A 24,600-nucleotide genomic window follows, 5' to 3' on the forward strand; every position below is an offset into this window, starting at 1 on the left:
ACGCCTGCTCCGTTCTCAATCCCCTAAGACGCGTTTCACCGTCGCTTCCGATTCGGCGTGCAATGCCCAGAAATTTCGCACGACATCGCCCGACAGCTTCGCCTGAAGCACCGCGAGATGCGAATGCCAGCCGCCGCCGAAATTGGCCATCGGTGCCGGGCCGGTGATGCCCGAATGGGTGAGAACTAGGCGCGTGCGCGCGCCATCCTCGAACAGTTCGAACCGCGCGACGCCTTCCGTGCCGCCGTCCCAGGTGAAGGCGATCAGGCGCGGCGGATCAGATTCGGTGATCGTCTCGCGCCCGACCGCGCATTTATGTTCGGCATAGTGCGGAGGATAAGGCACGTCGTTGGCGGAAAGATTATCATGGTCGAAAACCAGTTCGATCTCGCCCCCGACACGCGGTTGCAAGGGTCCGCCCGCAAACCATTGCTTTCTCAAGTCGGGTTCGACCAACCAGCGCCAGACGGTTTCGCGCGGGGCATCGAGCAATCGCTCCATCCGCAGCGTGTCGGGCGCAAGGCGTTCGAGATCAACCATCCGCTTTCTCCTCATACAGCATGATCCAATTGCCACACTGGTCGTCGAACACCGCCATGCGCGGTGCGCCGTCGCCGCCTGCGCTGGGCGGCGATTTGAACGCGACCCCCGCCTCGGTCAGCCGCGCATGTTCGGCATCGATATCGACGACGGCAAAGGCGGTCAGCGGGACGCCGTTGTTCTTCAGCGCCTTTTGATACTCGGCGACGAAGGGGAAGGCATTGGGCTCGAGCGAAATCCGGGTGCCACCCGGCACCTCGGGCGATTCGAGCGTGATCCAACGCGGTGCACCCGGTGGTCCGGTCGCCAGGTCGTCCTTGAGCACGAAGCCCAGCGTGTCACGGTACATGGCGAGCGCGCGATCCTGGTCCGCGACGATGATGCTGAGCAGCGTGACTTTCATGTCGCGCGCACATCCAGAAGGGGGCTGAAGCCGCCATAAATCATGCGGGTGCCATCGAAGTGGCGCTGTTCTTTGGCGTCGGGTTGCATCCGCGGATCGTTGGCGACCTTGTCATTTCCGGCGTCGCGCGCCGCGCGCGACGGCCATTCGATCCACGAGAACATGACAGTCTCATCGTCCTTGGCCTGCACGGCGCGGAGGAAATCGGTCTTCTCGCCTTCGGTCACCTCCTCGCCCCAGCACTCGATCACGCGCAGCGCGCCATGTTCGATGAAGACCTTGGCCGCGAATGTGGCTTGGTCACGAAACGCCTGCTTGTTTGCAGTCGGCACCGCGAGAACGAACCCATCAATGAAGCTCATACCTTCTCTCCTTTTTCGATGGCGATCAGCGAATCGAGTCGATCGAGCCGACGCGTCCACAAAGCTTCCCATTGAGAAAGCCATGCCTGTGCCTCTGCCAGCGGTGTGACGCGCAAGGTGCAGAGATATTGGCGGCCTTGACGGCGGCGTTCGATCAGTCCGGCCTTTTCCAGCGTTGCGACATGTTTCGATGCGCCCGCGAACGACATGGTGAAAGGTTCGGCGAGTTCGCCGATTGAACGCTCTCCGTTCGCGAGATGCGCGAGCATTGCCCGACGGGTCGGATCGGCGAGCGCCTGAAACGTGGCATCGATTCGTTCAACCATGAAGTTGAACGTGCACGTCTGTTACAAAATAGTCAACCGCCTGGTTGAACGATCAGTCCGCAAAGGGGTCGCGAACCAGGATCGTGTCCTCACGTTCGGGGCTGGTCGATACCAGCGCTACCGGGCACTGGATCAACTCCTCGATCCGGCGGATATATTTGATCGCCTGTGCGGGCAGGTCGGCCCAGCTACGCGCGCCCGCGGTCGATTCCGACCATCCGGGCATGGTTTCGTACACCGGCTCGACCTCGGCCTGATCGGCGGCATGGGCAGGGAAATAGTCGAGCGTTTCGCCGCGCAAGCGATAGCCGGTGCAGATCTTCACCTCGTCGAAGCCGTCGAGCACGTCGATCTTGGTCAGGGCGATGCCGGTGATGCCGCCGACCGCCGCCGACTGGCGCACCAGCACCGAATCGAACCAGCCGCAGCGGCGCTTGCGCCCCGTGACGGTGCCGAATTCATGCCCGCGCACGCCCAGCCGCTCGCCGGTTTCATCGTCCAACTCGGTCGGGAACGGCCCCGATCCGACGCGGGTGGTATAGGCCTTGGCGATGCCCAGCACGAAGCCAACCGCGCTTGGCCCTAGGCCCGATCCGCCTGCCGCGGTGCCCGCGATGGTGTTGGACGAGGTGACGAAGGGGTAGGTGCCGTGGTCGATGTCGAGCAGCACGCCCTGCGCGCCTTCGAACAGGATGCGGCGTCCGCGTGCGCGCTGTTCGTTGAGCATCTTCCACACGGGCGATGCGAATTGCAGGACGAATTCGGCGATCTCGGTCAGGTCGGCGACGAGCCGGGCGCGGTCGATCGGCGGCTCGCCGAAACCCGCACGCAGCGCGTCGTGATGCGCGGTGAGGCGGTCGAGTTGGGCGTCGAGCTTGTCGAGATGCGCCAGATCGCACACCCGGATCGCGCGGCGGCCGACCTTGTCCTCATAAGCGGGACCGATGCCGCGCCGCGTCGTCCCGATCTTGCCCGCGCCCGATGCGTCTTCGCGCAACGCGTCGAGATCGCGGTGAAACGGCAGGATCAGCGTGCAATTGTCGGCGATGTGCAAGGTGTCGGGGGTGATGGTTACGCCCTGCGCCGACAGCTTCTCGATCTCGGCCTTGAGCGCCCAGGGATCGAGCACGACGCCGTTCCCGATGACGCTGGGGGTGCCGCGGACGATGCCCGACGGCAGCAGCGAGAGTTTGTACACCGCCTCACCGACGACCAGCGTATGCCCAGCATTGTGCCCGCCCTGGAACCGGACGACGACATCGGCGCGCTCGGCGAGCCAGTCGACGATCTTTCCCTTGCCCTCATCACCCCATTGGGCGCCGATCACTGCGACATTGGCCACCGCGAAATTCCTCGTGCGATTGGAAGCGCCCGCTCCCTAGTCGCTGGGGGGCATTGCGGCAAGGATCAGGCGGCGACGCGTTCCGAATCAAGCGCCTCGCGGATACGACGCGCGAGTTCGTCGATCCCGAACGGTTTGGCCAGCACGTCGCGTTCGATCAGCGTCGCATCGCCGTCGCGGCGCGCGATCACGTCTCGGGTATAGCCGCTGGTGTAGAGCACGCGCAGCCCCGCGATCCGCTCACTGGCGCGCTCGGCGAGTTCACGCCCCGTCATGCCGGGCATGATGACGTCGGTGAACAACAGGTCCACGCGCGCGCCGCGATCGATCAGCGACAGTGCCTCGGCGCCGTCCACGGTCTCGATCACCGTATAGCCCAGGTCGCGCAGCGCTTCGGCGGAGAAGGTGCGGACGCGTTCCTCATCCTCGACCAGCAGGATCGATTCGCCCGCGCCGCGCGGGGTCGAACGGCGATCGTCGGGGACGGCGTCGGGCAGGGGGCCGATCAAATCGCGGGGCAGGACGATCCGAACCGTCGTCCCGCGCCCATGCGCGGTATCGATCGCGACATGCCCGCCCGACTGGCGGACGAACCCGAAGACCTGGCTCAGGCCAAGTCCGGTGCCCTTGCCGACTTCCTTCGTGGTGAAGAACGGTTCGAACGCGCGCTGGGCGACATCATCCGGCATTCCCATGCCGGTATCGCCCACCGCGATCTCGACATAATCGCCGGGGGCCAGCCCCATCACTTGGGCATCGTCGCGGCCGATGGTGCGATTGGCGGTGCGGATGGTCAGCGTACCGCCGCGCGGCATCGCATCGCGGGCATTGACCGACAGGTTGATGAGGCAATTTTCCAACTGGCTCGGGTCGGCCTTGGCGCGCCAGGATTCGCGTTCGAGCACGGTTTCGACCCGCACGCCTTCACCCAGTGTCCGCGTCAACAGGTCGATCATCCCCAGCAACATCTGGTTGGGGTCGATGCTGGCGGGTGCCAGCGGTTGTTGGCGGGCAAAGGCGAGCAGACGCTGGGTCAGCCCGGCGGCGCGCTGCGCCCCGTCGCGCGCGGCATCGATGTAACGCGACAAATTGGTCTCGCCGCGTGCCATGCGCCGTTCCAGCAGGTCGAGCGCACCCAGCACGACCGCCAGCATATTGTTGAAATCATGCGCGATCCCGCCAGTCAGCTGGCCGATCGATTCCATCTTTTGCGCCTGGCGCAATTGTTCTTCGGTCGCCATCAACTGGCGCGTGCGTTCGTCGACCGCAGTTTCGAGTTCGGCGCGCGACCGGGCCAGCACTTCGCGCGCATCGACGATGTCCTGAATGTCGGTGCAGGTGCCGAACCAGCGGGTGATGCGCCCGCGCTCGTCGCGCACCGGGTGCGCACGTCCCATCACCCAGCGATAATCGCCGCTGCGGTGGCGCAGACGATATTCGATCTGATAGGGTTCACCCGTCTCCAGCGAATGCGACCAGCGTGCCCAGGCGCGCTCCTGATCGTCGGGGTGGAACATGTCGTTCCACCCTTCGCCATCAGTCGATCCGGGCGGGGTGCCGGTATATTCGTACCATCGGTCATTGTAATAATCATGGAAACCGTCGGGTCGGGTCGACCAGATCATCTGTTCGATCGAATTGACGATACCGCGAAACTTGGCTTCGCTGTCGACCAGCCCACCGATCGCCTCGACGCGTTCGACGGCATCCCAGCTGATCTCGGCAATCCCCTCGATCAGCGCGATTTCTTCGTTGGTCCAATCGCGCGCGGTCGCCTGGCTGACGTAGAGGCTCGCGACCCACCGGCCCTGACGGAGGAGCGGCACGCCGATTCCGGCAGGCGACAGCCGTGCGAGCGGGGTGTCGGCATGGTCGGGATCGGTTGCGGCGTCGCGGATGACGACCGTCCTGCCGACCGCATATTGATCGCGTACCTGCTGCCCCATCGTGCCGCCGGGAACCGTCCCCGTGATCGGCGGCAGCTTTCCGCTGGTCCAGCTCGGCCCGAATTCGAGCGCGCGGTCGTCGCCGACCCGGAAAAAGCCGACGCGGTCGAGCCCCAGCCGCTCGCCCAGCGCCTGCGATGTCGACGCCATGATGTCGTCGACATGTTCTGCGGCGCGCTGCTGTTCGGCAAGCGCATAGACGAAGGCCTGGGTTTCGGTCGCATCGCGCAGCTCTTCGGCGGTCGCGAGCGCATTTTCCTCGGCCTGAACCCGTTCGGTGATGTCGAACGCGACGCCCAGGAAGCGGTTCGGCTGTCCCGCGTCGTCCCGCGCGCACTGGCCATGGGTGGATACCCAGCGCACCTTCCCGCTGGGTTGAACGATCCGGTAGTCATGAGCGTAGGGCTCGCCGGTCGCGACGGCATGGTCGATCGCACGGCCCAGCGCCTCGACATCGTCGGGATGGATGAAGGTCAGGAATTCGGAGATTGGAACGCCTTCGGCCGCGCGGTCCGGATCGACGCCGTACAATGCGGCGAAGCGCCGATCGGCAACCACCCGGTCGCCTGGCACGTCCCAATCCCAGATGCCGATCCCGATCGACGTGTGAAGCGCAAGTTCGAGCCGTTCCTCGGTCGCGCGCAGCCGTTGTTCGGCGCGCGCACGGTCGGTGACGTCGGTCGCCTCGACGAAGATATCGGTGACGTTGCCGTTCGAATCCTTGATCGGCTGATAGACGAAATCGATCAGCCGTTCCTCGATCGCCCCGCCTTCGCCCCGCGCCAGTTCGACCGGAACGCCGAACCCGCGATGCGCTTCCCCGCTGGCGAACACGCGGTCGAGCAGATCGAGAAACCCCTGATCGACGACCTCGGGCAATGCATCGACGAACCGCCGGTTCAGGATTTCGCGCCGCCCGGTCAGCTCCAGATAGGCGTCGTTGGCGATTTCATAGACATGGTCGGGGCCGCGCATCAGCGCGACCGCGCCGGGTGCCTGTTCGAACAGGTCGCGCAGCCGTCCGACCTCCGCCAGCCGTGCACGCTCGGCCATGATCGTGCGCGTCGTCTCGTTTCCCTGGTTGAGAATGCCGACCACCGCGCCGTGCTCGTCGCGGATCGGCGTGATGCTGTAATTCCAATAGGTTTCCTGCGTACGACCGTCGCGGAACATGTCCAACCGCTGATCAAAGGCGGCGAAACCCTCACCCGTTTCCATCACCCGGTCGAATTGCGGCCCGACAACGCTCCAGATTTCGGGAAACACGTCCGCGCCGCGCTGCCCCAAAGCCCAGGGGTGCCGTTCTGCCGGAATATGCGCCCACGCGTCATTGTAGAACAGCCGAAGCTCCGGCCCCCAGTAGATCGCCGTCGGAAAGCTCGATCCCATGCAGATATTGAGTGCGAAGCGCAGCGGCTGCGGCCACGCATCAGGTGTGCCAACCGGATTGCCGGACCAGTCGTGATCGCGGATCAATCGACCCATCTCGCCACCGGAATCCAGAAAATTGAGCGCCGAGAACATGTTGGCGTTCGTTGCCCCGCTTTACGTCTGTGTCAATCGCCCGGATAACCGCCACCGGCTCGACAAGTTGCGTTGTCCCACTATGTCTGGGGCCAATCAAGGGAGACTCCATGAAACTCGCCAGCCTAAAGCACGGACGCGACGGCAAGCTCGTCGTCGTATCGAACGACCTCGCCTGGTATGCCGATGCCAGCCACATCGCGCCGACGCTGCAAGCCGCGCTCGACAATTGGGACGCGGTAGAGGCGGACCTTCGCAACCTGTCGACCGACCTCGACCATGAGGCGATTCCGATGATGCGTTTTCACGAGCGGCTGGCGGCGGCGCCGTTGCCGCGTGCGTACCAGTGGGCGGACGGATCGGCTTATGTGAATCACGTCGCGTTGGTGCGACAGGCGCGGGGTGCGGAAATGCCCGAGACGTTCTGGCACGATCCGTTGATGTATCAGGGGGGGAGCGACGGTTTTCTCGGCCCGCGCGATGATATCCCGCTGAAAGACGAAAGCTGGGGCTGCGATCTGGAAGCCGAAGTGGTGGTGGTGACCGGCGACGTGCCGCTGGGCGCGTCTCGCGAGGAAGCGCTGGCCGCGGTTCGGCTGGTCGGTCTGACCAACGACGTGTCGCTTCGCAACCTGATCCCCGGCGAACTGGCCAAGGGATTCGGATTCTTCCAGTCGAAGCCCGCCAGCGCTTTCTCGCCGGTGTTCGTGACCCCCGATGCACTCGGCGACTGGTGGCAGGATGGCAAGCTGCACCGTCCGCTCATGGTCGAGCTGAACGGCCAGCCGTTCGGCAGGGCCGATGCGGCCGAGGACATGACGTTCGATTTCGGAACGCTCGTGGCGCACGCCGCCAAGACCCGCGCGCTGGGGGCGGGCACGATCGTCGGATCGGGCACGGTCTCCAACCGCGACGCAGACGGCGGTCCCGGCAAACCGGTTGCGGACGGTGGCGTCGGCTATAGCTGCATCGCCGAAATCCGCACGATCGAAACCATCAAAGACGGCAAGCCGACGACCCCGTTCCTGAAGGCGGGCGACACAGTCCGCATCTGGGCCGAGGACGACAAGCATCATCCGATCTTCGGCACGATCGAACAGGCGGTGGTGGCCGCTTGACCCAACCTATCTCTCCCCATTGCGGTCTGGTTGCCGTTGTCGGCGCGCCCAATGCGGGCAAGTCGACATTGGTCAATGCGCTGGTCGGGCAAAAGGTCGCGATCGTCAGTCCCAAGGCACAGACGACGCGTACCCGGCTGATGGGCATCGCGATCGAAGGCGACACCCAACTGCTGCTGGTCGACACGCCGGGCATTTTCGAACCCAACCGGCGGCTCGACCGGGCAATGGTCGCGGCCGCGTGGGAAGGCGCGCGGGGGTCGGACGCGATCGTGCTGGTGGTCGACGCCAAGGGCGGGCTGCCCGAAAAGGTCCGCACCATCGCCGAGCGGATCGCCGAGCGCAAGGAGCCCCGCTTCCTGGTCCTCAACAAGGTCGATATCGCCGACAAGCCGCGCCTTCTCCGGCATGCGGAGCAGTTGAACGCGCATGTCCCGTTCGACGAAATCTTTTTCGTATCGGCCACAACCGGCGACGGCGTCCCCGAACTGAAGAAGGCGCTAGCGGCGCGGATGCCCGAGGGGCCGTGGCATTTCCCCGAGGATCAGGTGTCGGACGCGACCGACCGGATGCTCGCAGCAGAGGTCACGCGCGAACAGCTATACCATCAGCTCCATGCCGAATTGCCTTATTCGGCTGCGGTCACGACCGAACAGTATAAGGAACGCGAAGACGGCTCCGTCGAAATCCACCAGCAGATCCTGGTCGAACGCGACACCCAGCGCGCGATCGTGCTGGGCAAGGGCGGCCAGCGATTGAAGGAAATCGGTAGCAAGGCGCGCGCCGATTTGGCGGCGATCATGGGGGTACGCGTCCACCTCTATCTCCACGTCAAAGTCTCTCCGAAGTGGCAGGAGGACAAGAGCCTCTATCGCGACATCGGGCTGGATTGGGTGGAGTGAGCTGGACGCGTGACCATCACCAGTAAATCGTGACGCCGTTCCGACAAACGCCAACCTGGACCTGCTGCTCATAAGGCGTGATCGTGCCGTATGTGGGGCCGACCCCGGCATAACCTTGATAGCAAACGCCGGATTGGCTGCCGACCAGCTCGGAATAGGTCGCATCCGAGTAATAATTATAGTCGTAGAGCGGGATGTCGCCGCCAACTTGCGCTGCTGAGGTGCCGGTAACTGCGAATGCGGCGACGAGAGCAATTGCGCTCCACATCTTGGTCGATTTCATGGACTGCTCCTTTGCAAGAGCGACCAGTAGAAACAGCAATGCCGGGCGGATCAAACGCAAGTGCCTCCGCTATGGAGGGATCAACCGCCCCCGTCGTCCAGTTCGGCAATGATCCGCTTCACCTCTTGGCTGCGGCCGCGCGGCAGGATCAATATGTCGTTGCCGTTGGCGACCACGATCAGGTCGCTCACCCCGACCATCGCGATCCGCGCATGGTCGGTGCGCACCAGGCAATTCGTGGAGTCGATCGCGGTGACGTCGCCCGACAGCGCATTGCCGCCATCGTCATGCTTGCTGATCGCGTGAAGCGCGTCCCAACTGCCGACATCGCTCCAGCCCATCGAAACCGGAACGACGGCCACCCGCGTCGCCTTTTCCATCACCGCATAGTCGATCGATTCGGACGGCGACGCGGCGAAGGCGGCCGGATCGGGCAGGATGTGACGGTTCTCACGCGTTGCGCCATTTGTCGCCGCTGTCGCCGCTGCCAGAATGTCAGGCGCGTGTTCGCCGAGCGCATTCAGGAATGCATCGGCGCGGAACAGGAAAATGCCGCCGTTCCAGGCATGGTCGCCCGATGCGATCATTGCCTCGGCCGCCGCGCGCGGCGGCTTTTCGACGAAGCGCGCCACTTTGTGAGCCCCATCGGCGACCTGCTCGCCGATATGGAGATAGCCATAGCCGGTCTCGGGCGCGTCGGGCGCAATGCCGAACGTCACCAGCCAGCCGTCGCGCACCAGCGGCAATGCCAAGTCCACTGCGCGTTGAAATGCTGGTTGATCCGCGATGACGTGATCGGACGGCATCACCAGCAATGGTGCGTCGCCGCCGCCTGCCGCCAGTGCCGCCAGTGCGATCGCGGGTGCCGTGTTGCGCGCTGCCGGTTCGAGGACCAGGCAGGCATTGTCGATGCCGATCCCCGCCAGTTGCGCGTCGATCGCGTCGGCATGACGGGCGCTCGCCACCACGATCGGCGCGGCGTAACGTTTGCCGAATCGCACCCGATCGGCCGTCATCTGAAGCATCGTGTGCTCGCCGGTCAGTGCCAGCATCTGCTTGGGTGTATCGGGCCGCGACATCGGCCATAGCCGCGTTCCCGCGCCGCCGGACAGGATCACGGGGACAATCAGCGCATCGACGCCCATGTTCGGCGAACTCCCTCTGACGCCACGTTAATCGCTGGCGCGCTCGCGTCAAACGATGTCCGACGCCGAAGGGTTCTTCGGCATATTCAGAAAATCTTTGTCAATTATTGCGACAGAGGAAGGTGTCGGCGGGTTTTACACCCGCGCCCCGGACCCGTGCGCGCATGATCAGGTTGTTCAAACACTATATCCCGAACGCCGTGCTGCTGCTCGGCTTGCTGGATTTCATGCTGCTGCTGCTGGCGGCGGAGGCCGGGTGGCTGATCCGCGCGGATCAGATCGGGATGCTGGTCGAACCCATCCACACGCGGCTGCCGCAAATGTTCAGCTTTGCCGCCAGCCTGATGCTGGCGATGGTTGCGGTGGGCGTTTACGGTGCGCAGGCGACGCAATCGATCCGCTTTGCCGCCGCGCGCTTGCTCGTTGCGATCTCGCTGGGCGTCATCTTTCTCGCGCTCATTTTCTTCTTGGTCCCCGCACTGACGTTCTGGCGATCCAACCTGTTCTACGCGATGCTGGTGTCGATGGGGTTGCTGATCGGGCTTCGCATCCTGTTAGGCAAGACCTTGGGCGGACAGGCGTTCAAGCGGCGGATCGTCGTCCTGGGCGCAGGACCGCGCGCCCAACGCCTGAAGGTGCTGGCGCAACGTCCCGGCGCCGGGTTCGTCGTCGTCGGTTATGTGTCGATGAGCGAAGCCAACCGCGTCATTCCAGAGGCGATCGCGCGCGATGCGATCTACAATCTCGCCGACCATGTCGTGTTGTTGAACGCGTCCGAAGTCGTGCTCGCGCTGGAGGAACGACGCAATGCGCTGCCGCTCAAGGACTTGTTGCGGATCAAGACGACCGGGGTCCATGTCAACGAAATCTCGACCTTTCTGGAACGCGAGACGGGGCGCGTCGATCTCGACAGCGTCAACCCGAGCTGGCTGATCTTTTCCGACGGCTTTTCATCGGGTCGGATGTTTTCGAGCGCGTTCAAGCGACTGTTCGACATCGGCGCCAGCCTGTTGCTGCTGGTCCTGACGCTGCCGCTCATCCTGATCGCCGCGATCGCGGTCAAACTCGACAGCAAGGGACCGGCTTTCTACCGCCAGCGCCGCGTCGGGCTGTACAATCAGGGGTTCGACATCATCAAATTGCGCTCGATGCGCAGCGATGCCGAGGTCGCCGGGACCGCAGTTTGGGCGGAAAAGAACGACCCGCGCATTACCCGTATCGGCCGCATCATCCGCAAGATTCGCGTCGATGAACTGCCGCAATGCTGGAGCGTGCTGAAGGGCGAAATGAGCTTCGTCGGTCCGCGCCCCGAACGCCCGCAATTCGTCGAGGATCTCGAAACCCAGCTATCCTATTATGCCGAGCGCCACATGGTGAAGCCCGGCATTACCGGCTGGGCACAGATCAACTATCCTTACGGCGCCTCGATCGACGATTCGCGGCAGAAGCTGGAGTACGACCTCTATTACGCCAAGAATTATTCGCCGTTCCTCGACCTGTTGATCCTGCTTCAGACCATCCGTGTCGTGCTGTGGCCCGAGGGCGCGCGCTGACATGAGCGCATCCGCCGGCATCGTCATCTGGGGCCATGCCCTGACCGCTTTGCTGTTCGGTGCGTTGGGGGTGTGGACGCTTCGTCTCGATGCGAAGCGCATGCCGCGTATCCCGTTCGCGATCGCGTTGATCGCCACCGCGTTATGGGCGCTGTCCGTCGCGGGGATCGGTGAGCCGCAACCCGGCGTCGATCTGGCGCAGGGCGTGCGCGATCTTGCGTGGCTGGGGGTGTTGCTGTTGCTCCACCGTACGCTGAGGCCGGAAAACGGCTTTGCGCCGATCGGCAGCGTCTATGCCGTCGTGGCGCTGGTGCTCATTACGACGATGGTGCTGCGGTTGCTGGCTCGCGCGACCGAACAGGTGGCGGTCGCGGACGCGATCGATCAGGCCGCGACGATGCTGGCGATGATGACCGCGATTGCCGGGCTCTGGCTGGTGCAGGGGTTGATGAACGGCGCGGGCGGGCGCACGCGCTGGGCGATCGCGCTGGCCCCTGCGGCATTGTGGACGCTCGATCTGATCGTGCTGGTCGCTGGCCATGTCGCGAGCGATGCGGATTGGGCGCATGGCCTGCGCGGAATCGCGCTCGGATTGGTCGGTGCCCTGCTTGCGATCGGGCTGCACCGGGCCGACCAATGGAATCTGCGCGTATCGCGGATGGTCGCGCTGCAATCGATGTCGTTCGTCGCGGCAGGTCTATACCTCGTCTTCGTGGCGGCAGGCGCGACTGGAATCGCGCAAATGGGCGGTAGCCGCGCATTCCAGACCGTTTTCATCTTCGGCGCGACCACCACAGCGCTTGCCGCATTGTCCAGCCCGCATCTGCGCGCGTGGCTGCGCGTCAAGCTTGCTAAGCATTTCTATCGCCACCGCTATGACTATCGCGCCGAATGGATCCGTTTCACCGATACGCTGGGCAGTGGCGAAACCAGCCTTCAGGACCGCATCGTCAAAGCCGTAGCCGACCTGACCGAATCGCCCGGTGGTGTGCTGATGGTGCCGAGCGGTGCGGGGCTCGACATCGCTGCTCAGTGGCGTTGGGACGGTGCGGAGGTGCATCCGGGCGAGGGTGCCGATGTGCTGCTCGCGCATCTGGCCACCACGCGCCGCGTGATCGAACTTGACGCAGTGCGCGAGCATAAGGCCGACGCGGTGGACGCCGCCGCGGTCCCCGGCTGGCTCATCGACGTTGTCGATGGATGGGTGATGGTGCCGCTGCCGCATGGCGATCGGTTGGCGGGGCTGATCCTGCTGGCGCGCCCGCCAATCGAACGTCCGCTCGATTGGGAAGATTTCGATCTGCTCAAAATCGCGGGACGCCAGGTCGCGTCGCACCTGGCAGAGGCGCGCGCGCAGGAAGCGTTGGCGCAGGCTGAGCGGTTCGACGAGTTCAACCGGCGGTTCGCATTCATCCTTCACGACATCAAGAATCTGGTCAGCCAGTTGAGCCTGGTCGCGCGCAACGCTGAACGCCATGCCGACAATCCAGAGTTTCGCGTCGATATGGTCGCGACGCTGAACGAATCGGCGGAGCGCATGAACGCGCTGCTGGCCAAGCTGTCGCAGCATCATCAGGCCAAGGGCGAACCGATGGTGCCGGTGGCGCTCCATACGCTTGTCGACACCGTCGCGAGCCGACGCAAGGGCCAGCATCCGATCATCCTGTCGGGCGATGCGACCGCGACCGCATGGGGAGACCCTGCGCGGATCGAACAGATCGTGTCGCACCTGATCCAGAACGCGATCGATGCCAGCGCACCCGGCGAGGCGATCATCCTGCGCATTGGCGACGACGGCGACGGCGTGACCATCGATGTGGTCGACCGCGGTTCGGGCATGTCGCCCGGCTTCGTCCGCGACCGGTTATTCAAACCGTTCGATTCGACCAAGGCGGGCGGATTTGGCATCGGCGCGTTCGAAGCGCGACAGCTCGCCAGCGCGATGCATGGTCGGCTCGACGTGCATAGCCGCGAAGGCGAAGGCACGCGCTTTCGCCTCACCCTTCCGCGTTTGGGTTCGAATGGGGCCGATGCCAATCCGATGGAACATGCCGCATGACCGCACCGCGTCCCAAATTGCTGGTCGTGGAGGATGACGCCGGGCTTCAGCGCCAGTTGCGCTGGGCCTATGAAGGCTATGACATCATCGCCGCGACCGACCGCGAACAGGCGATCACCGCGTTGCGTGCCGAAGAACCGCCCGTCGTCACGCTCGATCTCGGCCTGCCGCCCGATCCCGACGGCACCACCGAAGGCTTCGCGACGTTGGAGGCGATCCTGTCGCTGGCGCCCGCGACCAAGGTGATCGTCGCATCCGGGCATGGCGAAGCGCAAAGCGCGGTAAGGGCGATCGCGGCGGGCGCGTGGGATTTCTATCAGAAGCCGATCGACATCGATGCGCTGGGGCTGATTGTCTCCCGTGCGTTTCACGTCGCCGCGCTCGAGGCCGAAAACCGCCGGCTTGCCGATCGCCCCGGTGGCGACGTCGCGCTGGGTGGGCTCATCACCGCCTCGCCCGAAATGCTCAAAGTGACGCGCACCATCGAACGCGTGGCGCAGGCCGATGTCAGCGTGCTGCTGCTGGGCGCTAGCGGGACCGGCAAGGAAGTGCTGGCGCGCGGGCTTCACGACACTAGCCCACGCAAATCCGGCCAGTTCGTCGCGATCAACTGTGCCGCGATCCCCGAAACGCTGCTCGAAAGCGAGCTGTTCGGCCATGAAAAGGGCGCGTTCACGGGTGCTGTAAAAACCACGCCCGGCAAGATCGAGCAGGCACAGGGCGGAACCCTGTTCCTCGATGAAATCGGCGATGTGCCGCTGGCGCTCCAGGTCAAATTGCTGCGTTTCTTGCAGGAACGCGTAATCGAACGCATTGGCGGGCGCGCGCAGATTGCGGTGGATACGCGGATCGTTTGCGCGACCCATCAGGATCTGGAGGCGATGGTCGCCGACGGGCGGTTCCGTGAAGACCTTTACTATCGCATCGCGGAGATCGTCGTGCGTATCCCTTCGCTGGCCGAACGCACCGGCGACGCGTCATTACTCGCGCGTCATTTCCTGCGCACCCACGCCAAATCGATGAACCCCGCGGTGAAGGGCTTCGCCCCCGATGCGCTGGCGGCGATCGATGGCTGGGGCTGGCCCGGCAATGTCCGCGAGCTGGAAAACCGGGTGAAGCGAGCCGTCATCATGGCCGACGCCAAACTGGTCGGTGCGACCGACCTCGACCTGTCCGAACCGGGCGAATCGGAAGCGCTGCCAATCAACCTGAAGGCCGCGCGCGAAGCCACCGACCGCCGCGTCATCGCCCGCGCGCTGGCGCGGTCTGAGGGCAATATCTCGGGCACAGCACGGTTGCTCGGGATCAGTCGCCCTACCCTTTATGATCTGATGAAAAGCTATGATCTTCAGCCTTGAAGCGAAACTCACCGTGCTCCCGCGCAGGCGGGAGCCCAGGGTTGGACAGGGCGACATTTGTGGTCCTGGGCTCCCGCCTGCGCGGGAGCACGGCCGGTTGTTGGGTATAGCGTTTTTTCTGGGAAGCCTGGCCCTTGCTTCGACGCCGCTACATGCCGACGACCAGAAAGCGCGTCAGGAACTGGCACAGGCGCTTGCGCTGCTCGACGCCGGAAACGCTTACGCCGCACGCGATCTGGCGATCGGGGCAGTCCGACGCGCGCCAGACTGGAACCTGACCCACGCGATCCATGCCCGAACATTGGTCGCGCTGGGCGACGGATTGGGCGCGGAGGCGGCACTGAACCGCGCATTCGATAACGGCTTTGCTCGCTCGCGCGGAGTGGCATTGCTGGGGGAGGCACAATTGCTGCGCGGTGCGCCCGAGCAGGCACTGGCGACGCTGAACGCCGCGCCGCCCGCCTATGCCGCCTATGCCTGGCGTATTCGCGGGCAGGCGCAGGCGGCGATGGGTCGAGGGGGCGAAGCGGCAGACGCCTTTGCCCGAGCACGCGAATTGTCCCCAGACAGCGCGGTGTTGTGGACCGACATCGCCCGCCACAATCTGGCCAATGGCGATATCGGCAATGCGATCCGCGCATCGGCGCGTGCGGTCGAACTCGACCCGCGTCAGCCCGATACGGTGCTGGTCCGCGCGCTGCTGGTGCGCGAGCAATTCGGATTGATCGCGTCGCTGCCGTGGTTCGAGCGTGCATTGGCACGCGATCCGCAACATCACGATGCGCTGATCGATTATGCCGCGACGCTGGGCGATGCCGGGCGCACGGTCGAGATGCTCGACACCGTGCGCCGCGCGATGCGGGTGCGCGGCAACAGCCCGCAAGGCTTCTATCTGCAAGCCGTGCTCGCCGCGCGCGCGGGCGACGCCGCCACCGCACGCAGCATCCTGGCGAAAGCGGGTCCGAGCATCGAGTCGGTGCCCGCGGCGATGATGCTGGCGGGGACGCTCGACCTCGAAGCCGGCGGCTATGGCCAGGCGATCGAAAAGCTCCGCCCGCTCGTCGCGCGTCAGCCGGGCAATGACGGCGCGCGCCGCCTGCTCGCCACCGCCTATTTACGTGCCGACGCGTCGCGCAATGCGGTCCAGTTACTTGCGCCCCTGATCGCGCGCGCCGATGCCGACAGCGAAACGTTGTTGCTCGCTGCGCGCGGTTACGAGCGAATCGGCGACCGGGTGCGCGCCGCGCAATTGAGCGACCGCGCCGCCGCCCCGTTCCGTCCGTCCGCTACCGTGCTACCCGAGGGGGGCATGGTCTCCGTGCTGATGGCCGAGGCCAATGCGCGGCCTGGCAATCCCACCACGACCGTCGCATTGGTGCGCGGCCTGATCGCCAGTGGCGACCGCGTCGGTGCGCTCGCCCGCGCGCAATCGCTTGTCGCAAGCAACCCCGGTGTACCCGAGGCGCATCTGGTGGTCGGCGACATCCACGCGCTGGTCGAAAACTGGGAAGCGGGGCGTACCGCCTACGCAACCGCCGCGTCGCTGCGGTTCGACGAACCGACGATGTTGAGGCTGGTCGAGGCGCAGGAAAAATCAGGCCGTGCCGCCGATGCCGCGCAAACGCTCGCCCTGTTCCTGTCGCAAAACCCGATCAATGTCGCCGCCCTCAGGCTCGGGGCCAGATGGCAGCTCGCCAGCGGCGAATATGACGCTGCGATTGACGCGCTGGAGGAGGTTCGCTTCCGCACCGGCAATCGCGACGCCGCACTGCTCGCTGAACTGGCGATGGCCTATGCCGGGGCCGAGGATCCCGACACCGCGCGCGTCTATGCCCGTGCGGCCTATCGCCTCGCACCGGGTAACCCGGCCGTCGCCGATGCCTATGGCTGGACGCTGACGAAAGCGGGCGAACCGCGACAAGCGGTCGCGTTGTTGGTGAAGGCGGCAATGCTAGCCCCCGACCATGCGGTCATCCGCTGGCATCTGGCGCAGGCATATGCCGCGACGGGCAATCGGCGTGCGGCAAGCGTTCATGCCAGGGCAGCGCTGCGCGACCCCAGTTTCACCGAACGCCGAGAGGCACAGGCGCTGGCGAGGGGGTGAACTGACCCAAAGCTCTCCTCCGCCCCGTTCGTTTCGAGCGAAGTCGAGAAACGTGACCTGGGCGTGCGCGTGCGTTTCTCGACTTCGCTCGAAACGAACGGGTTTCTGATGGCCGGGCTAGACCATATACCCCAACCCATGACCGACCCGCTCGACCGTATCGCCGCCGCCCTCGAACGCCTCAGCCCGCTGCCGCCTGCGCCTGCCGATCCGCACGCCCATCCCGGTTATTTGTGGCAGGGCGATGCCCTCACCGTCCTGACTCGGATCGCCGCGCGGCCGTTGAGTGCGCTGATCGGGATCGACGCGCAAAAATCGGTGTTCGTCGCCAATCTTCAGCGCCTGTCCGACGGCCATGCCGCGCAGGACGTGTTGCTGTGGGGCGCGCGCGGCACTGGCAAGTCGGCGCTGGTCGCAGCGGGCGTGGCGCATGTCCAGGCATCGGGCGGTGCGCTTGGATTGATCGAGGTGGCGGGGGATCGGTTGAGCACGTTGCCGCGTCTGTTCGACACGATCGCCGCGACCGACCGGCCTTTTGCGATCTTCATCGACGATCTGGGCTTCGATGCGCCGGGTGACGCGCGGGTGCTGCGCTCGCTGCTGGAGGGTGGCGCGCAGGCGCGGCCCGGCAATGCACGGCTGATCGTCACCGCCAATCGCCGCCACTTGGTGCCGCGCGACTTCGCCGACGATACGCACGCCGTGAACCCGCGCGACGCGCAGGACGACGCGCTGGCACTTGCCGACCGGTTCGGGCTGAGCCTGGGTTTCCACGCAATCGATCAGGACCAGTATCTTCGCATCGTGCGCGGCTATGCGGAGGCGCACGGTTTGGACTTCGATTCCGCAGAGGCGATCAACTGGGCGACGCGGCGCGGCAACCGGTCGGGGCGGATCGCCTGGCATTATGTCGTCGATCTGGCGGGACGCGCGGGCAAGGCGATCGGTTAGCGCGCAACTCTCGACCCGGACGCGCGTTCGCTAGACGACCTTCCCAACCGGAGAACCACCATGAAACTCTATTATTCGCCCGGCGCTTGCAGCCTGGCCGACCATATCGCGCTGCACGAAGCGGGCCTGAAGTTCGACCATGAAAAGGTCGACCTGAAGGCCAAGACCACGGAAAGCGGCGGCGATTTCACCGAGATCAATCCCAAGGGCTATGTCCCCGCGCTCGAAGTGGCGGACGGCGTCGTCCTGACCGAGAATATCGCGATCCTGGGCTGGATCGCGGACCAGAAGGCCTCGCTTGCCCCGGCGGGTGACATGGGCCGTTATTGGCTGCTCGAAATGCTCGCCTTCATCTCGACCGAGATTCACAAGAGCTTCAAGCCGTTCTTCTCGGGCGCGGGCGACGATGAAAAGGCCAAGGCCAAGGCAGCGATCGAAAAGCGCTTCGGCCAGATCGCCGACATGATGGAAGGCGATTATCTGTTCGGGGAGCAAGTGTCGGTGGCCGACGCCTATCTGTTCGTGATGCTGCTGTGGGCGGGCAAGACCGGCGTTGGCGTGCCCGACGATCTTGCCGCGTTTCACGAACGGATGATGGCACGCGATGCGGTGCATACCGCCATGAAGCATGAAGGGCTGAACTGACGACCGGCATCACCCCGGCGCCGGCGCCGGGGTGATGCGACGGATCAGCCGAGCGTTTCGATCTGTTCGGCCAGTTCCAGCCAGCGCAGTTCGGCTGCGTCCTTTTCCTCGCGCGCTTTTTCGATGTCGCGAGTCAGCGTCTGGAATTTCCCTGGATCGCGCGCATAGAGATCGGGGTCGGCGAGCGCGGCCTCGTCTTTCGCGATCCGCGCCTCGATCTCCTCGATACGCTTGGGCAGCAGGTCGTAATCGCGCTGATCCTTGTAGGTCAGCTTCGCCGTTTTCGGCTTTGGCATTTCCGCGACCGGTGCCGCTTTTTCCGCTTTCTTCCCCGTCCGCGGCTTTCGCTTGGCTTCCCAGTCGGCATAGCCGCCGACGATCACGTCCACCGTCCCGCTGCCGTCCAGCCCCAGCGTCATCGTCACCGTGCGGTCGAGAAAGTCGCGATCATGGCTGACGATCAGCACGGTGCCGTCATAGTCGGAGATCACTTCCTGAAGCAGGTCGAGCGTTTCGAGATCGAGGTCGTTTGTCGGCTCGTCGAGCACCAGCAAATTGGAAGGCCGTGCGAACTCACGCGCCAGCAAGAGCCGTGACCGCTCACCACCAGACAACGTCCCGACCTTGGCGTCGATCAGCTTGGGCTCGAACAGAAACTCCTTCAGATACCCATGGACGTGCTTGCGCACCCCCAGCACGTCGATCCACTCACCGCCATCGGCCAGCACGTCGCGCACGCTCTTTTCGGGTTCCATGCGGCTGCGCTGCTGGTCGATCACGACCGCATCCAGCGTCTTCGACAAACGGATGTGACCCGCATCGGGCTGAATTTCGCCGGTCAGCAATTTGAGCAGGGTCGATTTGCCCGCGCCGTTCGCGCCGACGATACCGATCCGGTCGCCACGTGAGACGCGCAGGTTCAGGTCGCGGATGATGGTGCGGTCGCCGTATCCTTTACTGACATTCTTTACGTCGACGACGATCTTGGTCTTTGAATCGTCGCTGGCGGTGACCAGGTTCGCGGCCCCCTGCGGCCCCTGCATCGCCGATCGTTCGGCCCGCATTTCGTACAGCTTGTTCAGCCGCCCCATATTGCGCTTGCGCCGGCCGGTAACCCCGCGCAGCAGCCAATGCTCCTCCAGCTTCAGGCGCGCGTCGAGCCGCTGGGCGGAGCGTTCCTCATCGGCATAGACCTGATCGGTCCATGCCTCGAACCCGCCGAAACCGATTTCGGCACGCCGCATCGATCCGCGGTCGAGCCATAGGGTCTGGCGCGTTAGCCGGGTCAGGAAGGTGCGGTCGTGGCTGATGACGACGAACGCGCCGCGAAAGCGGTTCAGCCATTCCTCAAGCCATTCGATGGCGTGGATGTCGAGATGGTTGGTCGGCTCGTCGAGCAACAGCACGTCAGGGTTCTGGGCCAGCGCGCGCGCGATCGCGGCCCTCCGGCGCTCACCCCCGCTGGCGGTTGCGGCCTCGCGGTCTAGGTCGATGCCCAGCTGGTCGGCGATCGCTTCTGCTTCGTGGACAACCGGCGCGTCGTCGCCGCCCATCACGTAATCGCGCAGCGTCTCGCAGCCGAGCATCCGGGGTTCCTGTTCCAGGATGATGACGCGCGTGCCGGGTACGATGACGCGGCGACCCTCATCGGCCTCGATCACGCCCGGGAGCAATTTCAGGAAGGTCGTTTTTCCGGCACCGTTTCGCCCGATCAGTGCCAGCCGATCGCGCGCGCCGACATGAACGTCCAGCCCGCGGAACAACCAGCCGGACCCCTGGACGAGACCAAGGCCCTCATAACTCAATATCGGTGCAGCCATGTCGGCGCGGTTAAAGGATTGTGCGGCGCGGCACCAGTAGAGTCATCTCATTCCCGTACTCCTGCGAAAGCAGGCGTGGTGGCCGCAGACGAGACGCTATGCGCCAACGCTCCTGCTTTCGCAGGAGCACGGGCAGGCGACATGGGCCCCTCAACCCGATTGCCATTGGCTGACGCGCCCATTCACAGGCTGTTCAACGCGCCACGCCTATGCCAAATCCCATGAAGATGTTGGTTTCCGTGTTTCTGGCCGCAGGTCTGATTGCCGCCACGCCTGCGCTGTCCGCGCAGACGGACGTGCAGTCGCGCCCGCGTTCGGACCAGGATGCCGCGCTCCAGGCGCGGATGCAGGGGCGAATCCTGCCCGTGCGCGAAATCGAGCGGCGCGTCGTGCCGCAGATGCGCGGAAGCCAGTATCTGGGCTTCGACTTCGATGCCGGAACCCGCATATACACGCTGAAGTTTATGCGCGACGGCAACGTCGTCTGGGTCCATGTCGATGGCGGCAGCGGTCGCGTCGTCGGACGCAGCGGTAACTGAGCCCGGCTTCGGCGACCAACAAGGGGAATGATTTCATGCGCGTGCTGATCGTCGAGGACGAACCCAATCTCCGCCAGCAACTCCAGAATACGCTCGAGGGCGCGGGCTATGCCGTCGATGCGGCATCGGACGGCGAGGAGGGGCATTTCCTGGGTTCGACCGAAACCTATGACGCGATCGTGCTCGACCTGGGCCTGCCCGAGATCGACGGGCTGACCGTGCTCGACCGCTGGCGCAAGGAAGGGCGCACTGCCCCCGTGCTAGTGCTGACCGCGCGCGATAGCTGGTCGGACAAGGTGGCGGGGCTGGATGCGGGGGCCGACGATTATGTCGCCAAGCCGTTCCAGACCGAAGAACTGATCGCCCGTCTGCGCGCGCTGATCCGTCGCGCGAGCGGAAATGCGTCGGCCGAACTCAACGCAGGCGACATCCGCTTGGACACGCGGTCGGGCAAGGTCACGCGTGCGGGTACGCCGATCAAGCTGACTGCGCAGGAATACAAGCTGCTCAGCTACCTGCTCCATCACAAGGGCAAGGTGGTCAGCCGCACCGAATTGATCGAGCATATCTACGATCAGGATTTCGACCGCGATTCGAACACCATCGAAGTGTTCGTGACGCGCATCCGCAAGAAACTGGGCTCCGACGTCATCACGACGATTCGCGGGCTCGGCTACAGCCTCGATGATCCCGACGAACCGCGGGCAACGGAATAATGATCGGCCTCCCGTGACGGAGGTTGCCGCAACTGCGCCCGACGTGCCCCCGCGCCCCTATGTCCGGGTAACGGGCTCGCTGGGTCGGCGGATGAGCTTCATCGCCGCGGCATGGATTATGCTGCTGCTGGCGGGCGGCGGCTTCGCGCTCGACCGCGTGCTGTCGAGCGCGGTGACGCGCAGTTTCGACGACAGCCTCGATTATCTGCTCACCTCGCTTATCGTCTCGGCAGAGATCGATTCGGAAGGCGAAGTCCGCTTCATCCGCGAATTGACCGATCAGCGCGCAGTCGAACCCTATTCGGGGCTTTATTGGCAGGTCTCGGGCGAGGGGTTCGACACGTTTCCGTCGCGTTCGTTGTGGGACCGGCGGCTGCGGACCGACCGCGCGCATCAGGACCGCGAGCTGCACACCTATGACAGCGACCAGTTTCCCGACCAGACACTACGGATCACCGAACGCGATCTGACCTTGCCGGGATCGGACGTCGTGTGGCGGTTCCAGGTCGCGCAAAGCCGCGAGTTGCTGGATGCGCAGATCGAAGCGCTGCGATCGACGCTGATCTACAGCTTTCTGCTGCTGGGCATCGGACTGTTGGTGATGGCGGCGCTCCAGACCTGGTACGGGCTGCTGCCGCTTCGCAAACTGCGCAACGCCATTGCCGATCTACGCGCCGGAAACGCAGCGCGGATCGAAGGCGACATGCCCGACGAAATCGCGCCGCTGGTCGAGGAACTGAACGCGCTGGTCCAGCACAATGACCGCCAGGCGGAGGAAGCGCGGCGGCATGCGGGCAATCTGGCGCACGCGCTGAAGACGCCGCTGACCGTAATAATGAACGCGGCCAGCGCGCAATCGGGCGAGTTGTCCGAAACCGTGGTGCGCGAAGCTCGCACGATGCGGCGTCAGGTCGATCATCATCTCGCCCGCGCGCGCGCGGTCGGCCGTCGCGGCTCGGCGCACAGCCGCGCCGATGTCTGGCCGTCGGTCGAGGCGGTCGAGCGCGCGGTCGGGCGGCTCTATCCGCATGTCCGCATCGATGTGGACGGGCCGAAAGACCTGGTCGCGCATATCGAGCGGCAGGATCTGGAGGAAATCCTCGGCAATCTGGTCGAGAACGCGGCGAAATACGGTGGTGGCAGCGTGTTCATCACCGTGAGGGCGGAAGCCGGATTCGTCGAAATCATGGTCGAGGACGATGGGCTCGGCATCCCCGAGGCCGACCGCGTCCGCATCTTCGACCGGGGCGTCCGGCTGGACAGCGGCAAGCCCGGCACCGGGCTCGGCCTGGCGATCGTTCGCGACGTGGCCGAGATTTACGAAGGCACCGCGAGCCTCGAGGAAAGCGAAGATCTGGGCGGGTTACTGGTGCGGCTGAGACTGCCTGCTGCGGGGTGAGCACTGCAAATTCCTCCCCCAACGGGGGAGGGGGGAGGGGTAAAGCCGCGAACGCCCGCTCTATGTGGTGAGTACCCCTCCGTCAGCACTGCGTGCTGCCACCTCCCCCGCCGGGGGAGGAATTTCCTTGCTTCACCCGCAGTTCATGCCTCCCACGCGATGACCCGAACCCACCCGCATTGCGCCCATCGGAGAATTCCGCTCAAACCATGACCATGCGCCGCGTCCTCGCCATGCTTTCGCTCATCACCCTGTTCGCCGCCCAGCCTGCGATCGCGCAATCGATCCTGCGCGACGCCGAGAGCGAAGCGCTGTTCAACGACATGTCGGCGGACATCATCCGTGCCGCAGGGCTTGAGCCGCGCAACGTCCAGATCGTCCTGATCAACGATCCATCCGTCAACGCCTTCGTCGCGGGCGGGCAGATCGTCTATCTCCATTCCGGGCTGATCGACGAGGCGGATACCGCCAACGAGGTCCAAGGCGTGATCGCACACGAAATCGGCCATATCGTAGGCGGGCACGTGCCGTTGATGGGTCGCGGATTTCAGCCTGCGATGGGCGTGTCGATCGTCAGCCTGTTGCTCGGCGTCGCGGCCATGGCAGCGGGTGCGGGCGAAGCGGGGGCAGGAATCATGGCGATGGGCCAGCGCGCGGCGCTCGGCACCATATTGGCCTTTACCCGTACGCAGGAATCGGCCGCAGATGCCGCGGGCGCGCGGTTCCTGAACGGCGCGGGCGTCAGCGGCAAGGGGATGATCGGCTTTTTCCAGAAGCTACAGCAGACCGAATATCGCCTCGCCGTGCCGCAGGACAATGGCTATGAGCGCACCCACCCGATGTCGGGGCAGCGCATATCGAACCTGCGCAACGACCTGCAGACCGCAGCCGCTTGGGGGAAGCCGAGCGACAGCGATATCGAAAGCCGCTTCAAACGCGTTCAGGCCAAGCTGCGCGGCTATGTCAACGACCCCGAACGTACGCTGAGCCTTTACCCGGCAAGCGATACCAGCGCGGCCGCGCGATATGCGCGCGCCTATGCCTATCACAAATCGGGCTACCCTCAGCAGGCGGCGGCGGAGACGACGGCGCTAGTCGCCAGCAACCCCGATGACCCGTATTTCCTCGAGTTGCAGGGACAGATCCTGCTGGAGTCAGGCAAGCCTGACGCGGCGCTGGTCGCGCTGCGCGAAGCGACGGAGCGGACGCGGTCGGCGCCGCTGATCGCCAGCACGCTGGGACACGCGCTGCTGGCAACCGAAAATACGGCCAATCTCGACGAGGCCGAACGCGTGCTCAAACAATCAGTCGCCAACGATCGCCAGAACCCGTTCGCCTGGGTTCAACTGGGCACGGTGTACGAGCGGAAGGGCGACGGCCCACGCGCCGCGCTCGCGACGGCGGAACGCGCCAACCTGACGCGCGACGTGCATGTCGCATTGGTCAGCGCCGAACGCGCAATGGCGGGCTTGCCCCAGGGCAGCGCGGAGTGGATACGCGCACAGGACATCCAGATGGTGTCGAAAACCGCGATCGAAGACGAAAAACGCCGACGCTGACGGGGA

Annotated in this window: 21 protein-coding genes; 12 read left to right on the forward strand and 9 right to left on the reverse strand. The window is 64.8% G+C overall.

All coding sequences use genetic code 11. The features are described from left to right. Positions 1-15: 15 nt before the first annotated feature. The 6 genes from ENHY17A_RS01625 to ENHY17A_RS01650 all read right to left on the reverse strand — a co-directional run bounded on the left by ENHY17A_RS01625 (position 16) and on the right by ENHY17A_RS01650 (position 6,443). Complete coding sequence (locus ENHY17A_RS01625) at positions 16-540, reverse strand: SRPBCC family protein (protein ID WP_159709472.1); 525 nt, start codon at positions 538-540, stop codon at positions 16-18. Continuing rightward, on the reverse strand, positions 533-943 hold the full coding sequence (locus ENHY17A_RS01630) for a VOC family protein (RefSeq protein ID WP_159709474.1): 411 nt from the start codon (positions 941-943) through the stop codon (positions 533-535). The genes ENHY17A_RS01625 and ENHY17A_RS01630 overlap by 8 nt, the downstream gene beginning before the upstream one ends. Next, complete coding sequence (locus tag ENHY17A_RS01635) at positions 940-1,305, reverse strand: DUF1428 domain-containing protein (protein ID WP_159709476.1); 366 nt, start codon at positions 1,303-1,305, stop codon at positions 940-942. The genes ENHY17A_RS01630 and ENHY17A_RS01635 overlap by 4 nt, the downstream gene beginning before the upstream one ends. Then, a complete protein-coding gene (locus ENHY17A_RS01640; RefSeq protein WP_159709478.1) occupies positions 1,302-1,631 on the reverse strand; it encodes an ArsR/SmtB family transcription factor in 330 nt (109 codons plus the stop codon). The genes ENHY17A_RS01635 and ENHY17A_RS01640 overlap by 4 nt, the downstream gene beginning before the upstream one ends. A gap of 52 nt (positions 1,632-1,683) precedes the next feature. Further along, positions 1,684-2,973 carry an adenylosuccinate synthase gene (locus ENHY17A_RS01645; protein WP_159709480.1) on the reverse strand — a complete coding sequence of 430 codons (1,290 nt, stop codon included), beginning with the start codon at positions 2,971-2,973 and terminating at the stop codon, positions 1,684-1,686. 65 nt (positions 2,974-3,038) lie between these two features. Further along, the gene (locus tag ENHY17A_RS01650) at positions 3,039-6,443 is read right to left on the reverse strand and encodes a PAS domain-containing protein (protein WP_236547690.1); all 3,405 of its coding nucleotides are present in this window, start codon (positions 6,441-6,443) and stop codon (positions 3,039-3,041) included. Between the two features lie 110 nt (positions 6,444-6,553). On the opposite strand from ENHY17A_RS01650, the gene ENHY17A_RS01655 reads away from it, so the two are divergent. Both ENHY17A_RS01655 and era read left to right on the forward strand, forming a co-directional pair. Then, the gene (locus tag ENHY17A_RS01655; RefSeq protein ID WP_159709482.1) at positions 6,554-7,561 is read left to right on the forward strand and encodes a fumarylacetoacetate hydrolase family protein; all 1,008 of its coding nucleotides are present in this window, start codon (positions 6,554-6,556) and stop codon (positions 7,559-7,561) included. Continuing rightward, positions 7,558-8,463, forward strand: a complete 906-nt coding sequence (gene era / locus ENHY17A_RS01660) for a GTPase Era (protein WP_159709484.1) — start codon at positions 7,558-7,560, stop codon at positions 8,461-8,463. The genes ENHY17A_RS01655 and era overlap by 4 nt, the downstream gene beginning before the upstream one ends. A 16-nt stretch (positions 8,464-8,479) precedes the next feature. On the opposite strand, the gene ENHY17A_RS01665 is transcribed toward era, so the two are convergent. Both ENHY17A_RS01665 and ENHY17A_RS01670 read right to left on the reverse strand, forming a co-directional pair. Continuing rightward, positions 8,480-8,746, reverse strand: coding sequence for a hypothetical protein (locus ENHY17A_RS01665; protein WP_159709486.1), 267 nt, complete (start codon positions 8,744-8,746; stop codon positions 8,480-8,482). Between the two features lie 80 nt (positions 8,747-8,826). Continuing rightward, entirely contained in the window at positions 8,827-9,891 is a 1,065-nt protein-coding gene (locus tag ENHY17A_RS01670; RefSeq protein WP_159709488.1) for a mannose-1-phosphate guanylyltransferase/mannose-6-phosphate isomerase, read from the reverse strand. A 164-nt stretch (positions 9,892-10,055) separates the two neighbouring features. On the opposite strand from ENHY17A_RS01670, the gene ENHY17A_RS01675 reads away from it, so the two are divergent. The 6 genes from ENHY17A_RS01675 (at position 10,056) to ENHY17A_RS01700 (ending at position 18,561) form a co-directional block, all read left to right on the forward strand. Next, positions 10,056-11,444: a TIGR03013 family XrtA/PEP-CTERM system glycosyltransferase gene (locus ENHY17A_RS01675; RefSeq protein WP_159709490.1), complete on the forward strand. Its 1,389-nt coding sequence runs from the start codon at positions 10,056-10,058 to the stop codon at positions 11,442-11,444. Between the two features lies 1 nt (position 11,445). Then, positions 11,446-13,503: an XrtA/PEP-CTERM system histidine kinase PrsK gene (gene prsK, locus ENHY17A_RS01680; protein WP_159709492.1), complete on the forward strand. Its 2,058-nt coding sequence runs from the start codon at positions 11,446-11,448 to the stop codon at positions 13,501-13,503. After that, positions 13,500-14,861, forward strand: a complete 1,362-nt coding sequence (gene prsR, locus ENHY17A_RS01685; RefSeq protein ID WP_159709494.1) for a PEP-CTERM-box response regulator transcription factor — start codon at positions 13,500-13,502, stop codon at positions 14,859-14,861. Before prsK ends, prsR begins: the two co-directional genes overlap by 4 nt. A gap of 100 nt (positions 14,862-14,961) precedes the next feature. Further along, the gene (locus ENHY17A_RS01690; RefSeq protein WP_159709496.1) at positions 14,962-16,965 is read left to right on the forward strand and encodes a tetratricopeptide repeat protein; all 2,004 of its coding nucleotides are present in this window, start codon (positions 14,962-14,964) and stop codon (positions 16,963-16,965) included. 138 nt (positions 16,966-17,103) lie between these two features. Further along, positions 17,104-17,916, forward strand: coding sequence for a DUF815 domain-containing protein (locus ENHY17A_RS01695; RefSeq protein ID WP_159714013.1), 813 nt, complete (start codon positions 17,104-17,106; stop codon positions 17,914-17,916). Positions 17,917-17,976: 60 nt separating this feature from the next. After that, on the forward strand, positions 17,977-18,561 hold the full coding sequence (locus tag ENHY17A_RS01700; RefSeq protein ID WP_159709498.1) for a glutathione binding-like protein: 585 nt from the start codon (positions 17,977-17,979) through the stop codon (positions 18,559-18,561). A gap of 44 nt (positions 18,562-18,605) precedes the next feature. Here the strand turns inward: ENHY17A_RS01700 and ENHY17A_RS01705 are convergent, their stop codons facing one another. Continuing rightward, a complete protein-coding gene (locus ENHY17A_RS01705) occupies positions 18,606-20,381 on the reverse strand; it encodes an ABC-F family ATP-binding cassette domain-containing protein (protein ID WP_159709500.1) in 1,776 nt (591 codons plus the stop codon). Between the two features lie 221 nt (positions 20,382-20,602). Here ENHY17A_RS01705 and ENHY17A_RS01710 point away from each other — a divergent pair, with 221 nt between their 5' ends. From ENHY17A_RS01710 to ENHY17A_RS01725, 4 genes are all read left to right on the forward strand, one after another. Continuing rightward, the gene (locus ENHY17A_RS01710; RefSeq protein ID WP_328799120.1) at positions 20,603-20,920 is read left to right on the forward strand and encodes a hypothetical protein; all 318 of its coding nucleotides are present in this window, start codon (positions 20,603-20,605) and stop codon (positions 20,918-20,920) included. Positions 20,921-20,955: 35 nt separating this feature from the next. Further along, positions 20,956-21,636: a response regulator transcription factor gene (locus tag ENHY17A_RS01715; protein ID WP_159709504.1), complete on the forward strand. Its 681-nt coding sequence runs from the start codon at positions 20,956-20,958 to the stop codon at positions 21,634-21,636. Then, on the forward strand, positions 21,605-23,035 hold the full coding sequence (locus ENHY17A_RS01720; RefSeq protein ID WP_443018281.1) for a sensor histidine kinase: 1,431 nt from the start codon (positions 21,605-21,607) through the stop codon (positions 23,033-23,035). Before ENHY17A_RS01715 ends, ENHY17A_RS01720 begins: the two co-directional genes overlap by 32 nt. Positions 23,036-23,244: 209 nt before the next feature. After that, on the forward strand, positions 23,245-24,594 hold the full coding sequence (locus tag ENHY17A_RS01725) for a M48 family metalloprotease (protein WP_159709506.1): 1,350 nt from the start codon (positions 23,245-23,247) through the stop codon (positions 24,592-24,594). Positions 24,595-24,600: the final 6 nt, after the last annotated feature.

This window comes from Sphingomonas sp. AX6, from assembly GCF_902506605.1.
Taxonomy (GTDB): domain Bacteria; phylum Pseudomonadota; class Alphaproteobacteria; order Sphingomonadales; family Sphingomonadaceae; genus Sphingomonas.

Coding starts and splice junctions, on each gene's coding strand:
- ENHY17A_RS01625 (WP_159709472.1), bottom strand. CDS start 540: ATGGTTGATCTCGAACGCCTTGCGCCCGACACGCTGCGGATGGAGCGA.
- ENHY17A_RS01630 (WP_159709474.1), bottom strand. CDS start 943: ATGAAAGTCACGCTGCTCAGCATCATCGTCGCGGACCAGGATCGCGCG.
- ENHY17A_RS01635 (WP_159709476.1), bottom strand. CDS start 1,305: ATGAGCTTCATTGATGGGTTCGTTCTCGCGGTGCCGACTGCAAACAAG.
- ENHY17A_RS01640 (WP_159709478.1), bottom strand. CDS start 1,631: ATGGTTGAACGAATCGATGCCACGTTTCAGGCGCTCGCCGATCCGACC.
- ENHY17A_RS01650 (WP_236547690.1), bottom strand. CDS start 6,443: ATGTTCTCGGCGCTCAATTTTCTGGATTCCGGTGGCGAGATGGGTCGA.
- ENHY17A_RS01655 (WP_159709482.1), top strand. CDS start 6,554: ATGAAACTCGCCAGCCTAAAGCACGGACGCGACGGCAAGCTCGTCGTC.
- ENHY17A_RS01665 (WP_159709486.1), bottom strand. CDS start 8,746: ATGAAATCGACCAAGATGTGGAGCGCAATTGCTCTCGTCGCCGCATTC.
- ENHY17A_RS01670 (WP_159709488.1), bottom strand. CDS start 9,891: ATGGGCGTCGATGCGCTGATTGTCCCCGTGATCCTGTCCGGCGGCGCG.
- ENHY17A_RS01675 (WP_159709490.1), top strand. CDS start 10,056: ATGATCAGGTTGTTCAAACACTATATCCCGAACGCCGTGCTGCTGCTC.
- prsK (WP_159709492.1), top strand. CDS start 11,446: ATGAGCGCATCCGCCGGCATCGTCATCTGGGGCCATGCCCTGACCGCT.
- prsR (WP_159709494.1), top strand. CDS start 13,500: ATGACCGCACCGCGTCCCAAATTGCTGGTCGTGGAGGATGACGCCGGG.
- ENHY17A_RS01695 (WP_159714013.1), top strand. CDS start 17,104: ATGACCGACCCGCTCGACCGTATCGCCGCCGCCCTCGAACGCCTCAGC.
- ENHY17A_RS01700 (WP_159709498.1), top strand. CDS start 17,977: ATGAAACTCTATTATTCGCCCGGCGCTTGCAGCCTGGCCGACCATATC.
- ENHY17A_RS01705 (WP_159709500.1), bottom strand. CDS start 20,381: ATGGCTGCACCGATATTGAGTTATGAGGGCCTTGGTCTCGTCCAGGGG.
- ENHY17A_RS01710 (WP_328799120.1), top strand. CDS start 20,603: ATGAAGATGTTGGTTTCCGTGTTTCTGGCCGCAGGTCTGATTGCCGCC.
- ENHY17A_RS01715 (WP_159709504.1), top strand. CDS start 20,956: ATGCGCGTGCTGATCGTCGAGGACGAACCCAATCTCCGCCAGCAACTC.
- ENHY17A_RS01720 (WP_443018281.1), top strand. CDS start 21,605: ATGATCCCGACGAACCGCGGGCAACGGAATAATGATCGGCCTCCCGTG.
- ENHY17A_RS01725 (WP_159709506.1), top strand. CDS start 23,245: ATGACCATGCGCCGCGTCCTCGCCATGCTTTCGCTCATCACCCTGTTC.